Source organism: Lysinibacillus sp. NPDC047702 (assembly GCF_050272555.1).
Classification (GTDB): domain Bacteria; phylum Bacillota; class Bacilli; order Bacillales_A; family Planococcaceae; genus Lysinibacillus.
This window is the reverse complement of record NZ_JBNNMG010000122.1, coordinates 1-4,257: the sequence shown is the minus strand read 5'-3', so window position 1 is coordinate 4,257 and position 4,257 is coordinate 1. Positions and strand designations below refer to the sequence as shown.

The following is a 4,257-nucleotide window of genomic DNA, read 5'->3' as shown; positions in this document are numbered from 1 at the left end:
TTAATGAATGATGGAGAAGTAAATGTAATTAAAAAGCCAGGCCTAACGGATATTGAGTTTGAGGTATTACTCCCAAACGTCAAATATCCGTTTGCTGTTTATACGAACGGTTTTCAGCCAGCTACGTTTTATCTTGAAAAGCTCGAAAAATTGAAGATTGATGACAAGCCTTTTCAGTTCATTGTAAATCGGATGATGCCGAACGGTAATCTCCTTTTTGATACCAATATGACGGTAACTATTGAAGATTATGAAATTATGGAATCAGCCGAGAATGGCTTTGATGTGACGGTTAGAATTTCATTAAAACAGTATAAGGCTTATGGTAACAAACGAATTGTAACAAAGCCTGCTACAGCTTCTAGCAATACATCTAGCACGTCCAATGCAGCAACCACTCAAAAGGCTGTCGTTGAACAAAAACGCCCGACAACAGGCAAGGAGACACCCAAAACACATACGGTAGTGTCAGGTGATACTCTTTGGGCTATCGCTAAAAAATATTTAGGGGATGGCTCCAAATATACAGAACTAGCAAAATTAAATAAAATCAGTAATCCAAATGTTATAAAGGTTGGGCAGGTGATTAAACTTGGCTAAATCACAACTTTTTATCATAAGTAAGGGTCGTATTTTTGAGTGTGCCGTAGAGGAAGGAATAGAGTGGGAAACGCATCGTAAGGGTACACCAGGGAAGTTAACATTTAACATCGTAAAAGACGAATTACTTGGTTTCCATGAAGGCGATGCTGTTCGCTTTGACTATGACGGACATAAAATATTTTTCGGTTTTGTCTTTACCAAAAAGCGTACAAATAACCGTATGATTACTGTTACTTGTTACGATCAACTTCGCTACTTTAAAAATAAAGACACCTATGTATATGCTAATAAAACGGCTGCTCAAGTGCTGCAGATGATCGCAAAGGACTTTAAACTAAATACAGGTATAGTTGCCAATACAAAGCATGTCATAGCCTCTAGGGTGGAGGATAATCAAGAACTGTTTACGATTATGGATAACGCCTTATCAGATACTACCTTGAATACAGGTGATTTGTACGTACTATATGACGACTATGGCTCGTTAAATCTTCGCAATATCAAAATGCTTAAATCAGATCTCTTAATTGATGAAGAATCAGGAGAATCTTTTGAATATACAACATCCATTGATGAGAATACGTACAATAAAATAAAATTAGTTCGCGAGAATAAGGAGACAGGAAAACGCGAAATTTTTATTGCCCAAGATAGCTCCAAAATGAATGACTGGGGCGTCTTACAAATGACAGATAAGCTCAATGAAAAAGAAAATGGTAAGGCAAAAGCTGATGGAATGTTAAAGCTTTATAATCGCAAATCTAGAAAGCTTCACATTAATAAAGTCTTTGGCGATTCAACAATTCGCGGCGGCAGCCAAGTCGGTGTCCAAATGTATTTAGGAGATTTAACAGTCGCTAACTTTATGATGGTGGAAACAGTTAAACATACATTTTATGATTCAGATCATCGAATGGATTTGAAGTTGATTGGTGGTGATTTCATTGCGTAGCATGACAGATTTTTTGGTAAATATACAAGGCATTGTTTTAGGCATACTCAATGCTCAGAAGCTTTCTACGATTGTTTATGGCACCGTGATAAGTACAAACCCTTTAAAAGTAGAAATTGACCAGAAGTTACCATTGGAACAAGAGCAATTGAAATTGACTCGAGCTGTCATGGATTATGAGGTCGAAATGACAGTTGACCATTTAACGGAAAATCGTGATGGTGGTTCTGGAGATGCAGAATTCGCTTCGCATAATCATGATTATAAAGGGCGTAAGAAGTTCTTAGTCCATAATGGTCTTATTGTAGGTGATAGGGTCACAATGATTCGTGCTCATGGCGGTCAACAATATTTAATTATAGATAAAGAGGTGACGTGATGTTACCACAAGTAGTAGATATAGAAAATGATGGTCTAGTTCCTGATTTTGAAGAAGTTGTTGAACCATCAAAAGCTCATAAATTATATATAGATAAAAATCGCTGTGTTGGCTTTGTAGATGAACTAGAAGCCATGAAACAAGCGATTTTTTTAATGCTTTCGATTGAGCGTTACGACCATATTATTTACAGTTGGAATAATTTTGTGGAGTTCAAAGACTTGTTTGGGATGCCTACATCATATGTGGCTAGTGAGGTTCCTAGGCGTATCCGCGAATGTTTATTGCAAGATGATCGAATAAACGAAGTGGATTCCTTTGTGGTGACAACCCACAAAAATAAGGTACACGTCCAATACACAGCTCATACAATCTTTGGTGATATTGACGGCGAGAAAGAGGTGATATATTCATGACAACGCCATTTAGTTTAGATGCTACATTCGAAGATTTACAAGCAATGAAACGTGCAAATGTGGCATCTATGGATCCGAATTTAGACATGCGGGAGACATCACCACTCTTTAATGCTACTGTTGTAAATTCGTTAGAAACTGTTCAAATGCTTGTAACAATGAAGTACCTCATTGACCTGGTCTATGCAGACACAGCACCGAGAGAATATCTAATCCGTCGTGCTGCAGAGCGTGGTTTGAAACCTTATCTAGCGACAAAAGCAAAGTTAAAAGGCGAATTTAACATTGATGTACCAATCGGCAGTAGGTTTAGCTTGGATGAGCTGAACTATGTTGTAATTGAAAAAATTACGATTGGTCAATTTATTTTGGAGTGTGAGACTCCTGGTGCTTTAGGAAATATGTTTCTGGGACCAATTGTGCCGATTGAATATATTAATAATTTACAATGGGCTAGATTAACAGCCGTGCTTATTCCGGGGGAAGATGAGGAGGGAACAGAGGCGTTTCGCCAACGTTATTTTAATTCCTTCGAATCGCAAGAGTTTGGAGGTAACAGGGCTGACTACAAAGAAAAAGTAGGGAAGATGGAAGGAGTAGGCGGTGTACGAGTTTATCGTGCTAAATATGGTCCTGGTACTGTTGGGCTAACCATTATAGATGCGCAATATCGAAAACCTACTCAATTATTGATTGATAAAGTTCAAGAGTTAGTGGATCCATTAAACTTACAAGGCGAAGGTGTTGGTACTGCTCCGATTGATCATGTAGTTACTGTATCTGGAGTAAATGAAACTACTATTAATGTCACCTTGAATATCACTTATCAAAGTGGCTATTCATGGCCTGATATTGAAACCAGTGTATTATCTATTGTTGATATGTATTTCAAGGAATTGGCTGAACAATGGGCGAAATCAGTGACATACGAAGAAGATCATAGTGGTGTTATTGTACGTATTTCACAAATCGAGACACGGTTACTTGCATTACCAGGCATCGTAGATATTGTTGATACACAATTAAATGGTGATACATCAAACATTGAGCTAAATATGGAAGCTATTCCGAAACGTGGTGTTGTGAGTGGTTAAGCAAGTTGATGTCATGAGTTATTTACCTCCTATACTACAGGACTACAAAGAATTAAAAGAAATAGCTGCCATGGAAAATCCAATATTAAGCTACTTGTGGCAAATCATTGAGGACGAAACAAACAATCAATTTATTGCTACGATTAACAGAAATGGCGCCGATAGATATGAACGCATGCTGAAAATCGCAAGTTCATCCGCAGACACTATTGAAACACGACGTTTTAGAATTTTAGCGAAATATAATGACCAAGCACCATATACACGCATCACTCTCAAACGCATTTTAGATAGTTTACTAGGTGAAGGCGAATACGAACTTACGGTTAGTCCATCTGAAAAGTATATAAAAATCCGTATTGCATTAACGCTTTCAAGCATGGTCAAGGCAGTAACCGATTTATTAGAACGTATCACACCACAAAATATGGAGTTAGATATATCACCAATGTACTACTTGTACAAGGATATAGAGCATGTACCATATAAAGCATTAAAAAAATATCAATATTACGAATTATTAACCACACCAGTTGTATTTACAGGAGCAAAATACAGTGATTTAACACCTTATACTCATCAACAACTAAGCGCCTATAAACATATCACAATAGACGAGGAGGGAGTTTAGTGGCAGAGCAAACACCTAATTACAATTTAACAAAGCCTGATATAAACGAATTTTATGATGTCGAAGTACAAAATAACAATATGGATATTATTGATACTGCAATTAAAGGTTTGGAGAATGATAAAGCTAATAGTGAAGATTTGACATCACTTGAACAAACGGTCACTGAACATTTGGCTGAA

General features: G+C 37.1%; 6 protein-coding genes and 1 pseudogene. All 7 read left to right on the top strand.

What is annotated here, in order from left to right; genetic code table 11:
• A partial coding sequence (locus ACQKIM_RS27705; RefSeq protein WP_427550136.1) for a LysM peptidoglycan-binding domain-containing protein occupies positions 1-600 on the top strand: 600 nt, incomplete at its 5' end.
• The gene (locus ACQKIM_RS27700; RefSeq protein ID WP_427550134.1) at positions 593-1,555 is read left to right on the top strand and encodes an XkdQ/YqbQ family protein; all 963 of its coding nucleotides are present in this window, start codon (positions 593-595) and stop codon (positions 1,553-1,555) included. The genes ACQKIM_RS27705 and ACQKIM_RS27700, both read left to right, overlap by 8 nt.
• Before the next feature lies 1 nt (position 1,556).
• Entirely contained in the window at positions 1,557-1,934 is a 378-nt protein-coding gene (locus ACQKIM_RS27695; protein WP_427550138.1) for a DUF2577 domain-containing protein, read from the top strand.
• The gene (locus tag ACQKIM_RS27690; protein WP_427550133.1) at positions 1,934-2,350 is read left to right on the top strand and encodes a DUF2634 domain-containing protein; all 417 of its coding nucleotides are present in this window, start codon (positions 1,934-1,936) and stop codon (positions 2,348-2,350) included. Before ACQKIM_RS27695 ends, ACQKIM_RS27690 begins: the two co-directional genes overlap by 1 nt.
• Positions 2,347-3,444: a baseplate J/gp47 family protein gene (locus ACQKIM_RS27685; protein WP_427550132.1), complete on the top strand. Its 1,098-nt coding sequence runs from the start codon at positions 2,347-2,349 to the stop codon at positions 3,442-3,444. The genes ACQKIM_RS27690 and ACQKIM_RS27685 overlap by 4 nt, the downstream gene beginning before the upstream one ends.
• Complete coding sequence (locus tag ACQKIM_RS27680) at positions 3,437-4,075, top strand: putative phage tail protein (RefSeq protein WP_427550129.1); 639 nt, start codon at positions 3,437-3,439, stop codon at positions 4,073-4,075. Before ACQKIM_RS27685 ends, ACQKIM_RS27680 begins: the two co-directional genes overlap by 8 nt.
• Positions 4,075-4,257, top strand: a pseudogene (locus ACQKIM_RS27675) (hypothetical protein); the annotation flags it as partial. The gene ACQKIM_RS27680 and the pseudogene ACQKIM_RS27675, both read left to right, overlap by 1 nt.

Coding starts and splice junctions, on each gene's coding strand:
- ACQKIM_RS27695 (WP_427550138.1), top strand. CDS start 1,557: ATGACAGATTTTTTGGTAAATATACAAGGCATTGTTTTAGGCATACTC.
- ACQKIM_RS27690 (WP_427550133.1), top strand. CDS start 1,934: ATGTTACCACAAGTAGTAGATATAGAAAATGATGGTCTAGTTCCTGAT.
- ACQKIM_RS27685 (WP_427550132.1), top strand. CDS start 2,347: ATGACAACGCCATTTAGTTTAGATGCTACATTCGAAGATTTACAAGCA.